The 1,000-nt window shown below is 57.3% G+C and carries 1 protein-coding gene; it reads left to right on the top strand.

All coding sequences use genetic code 11. From position 1 onward, the window contains the following. Nucleotides 1–199: 199 nt before the first annotated feature. A partial coding sequence (locus G9Q73_RS19155; protein WP_500814669.1) for a MutS N-terminal domain-containing protein occupies nt 200–1,000 on the top strand: 801 nt, incomplete at its 3' end.

Below are 1,000 nucleotides of genomic sequence, written 5' to 3'. Positions count from 1 at the left end.
GCGTGTGTTGAAAACCTATACTGCAGCCTACACTAGAGTTTCAGATTATGGAAGATCGAGAAAGATTGAGGAAGCATGTGACAATCCTTCAACCAGAATTAGACAACAACATAACTTATTGATTTTTATGGATAGTTCAGCTCACAAAGTCAGCAATAATAAGGACTTAGAGAAACCCTCAAAATCAAAACACACGCCTATGATGCAGCAGTACCTTCGCATCAAGGGGGAACACCCCGGCATGCTGGTGTTCTATCGGATGGGGGATTTCTACGAACTCTTCTTTACTGATGCGGAGAAGGCCTCACGTCTGCTAGATATCACCCTGACCAAGCGGGGCCAGTCCGCCGGTAAGCCGATCCCCATGGCCGGTGTCCCCTATCACGCCGCCGAGGGCTATCTGGCGAAGCTGGTGCGTCTGGGGGAATCAATCGCCATCTGCGAACAGATCGGCGATCCGGCGACCAGCAAAGGTCCGGTGGAACGCAAGGTGGTGCGTATCGTCACACCCGGCACGGTGACTGACGAGGCTCTGCTCGAAGACAGGCGGGAAAATCTACTTGTCGCACTCAATGAAACAGAGGAGGGTTTCGGCCTCGCGGTGCTTGACCTCGGTAGCGGCCGTTTCACAGTCCAACAGCTCGACACAAATGAAGCGCTAACCAGCGAACTCGAACGACTGCACCCGGCTGAACTGCTGCTGGATGAGGACTCCGGCCTGCCGGAGCGTCTCGATCTGCAGTGCGGCATCACCCGCCGCCCTGTCTGGCATTTCGATCTGGACGCCGCCACCCAACTGCTGACACGCCAGTTCGGCACCCGTGAACTCACCGGCTTCGGCTGTCAGGACCAGCCCCTTGCAGTCGGCGCGGCTGGCTGCCTGCTGCAGTATGTGGAGGAGACCCAGCACAGCGCCCTGCCCCACATCCGTGGCCTGCGGGTCGAGCGGCGTGAGGACGCCATCATCATCGATGCCGCCACCCGCCGCAATCTCGAACTG

The organism is endosymbiont of Lamellibrachia barhami (assembly GCF_011947365.2).
GTDB lineage: Bacteria > Pseudomonadota > Gammaproteobacteria > Chromatiales > Chromatiaceae > QGON01.
Note: the sequence above shows the minus strand (reverse complement) of the source record. Positions and strands in the feature narration are given on the sequence as shown.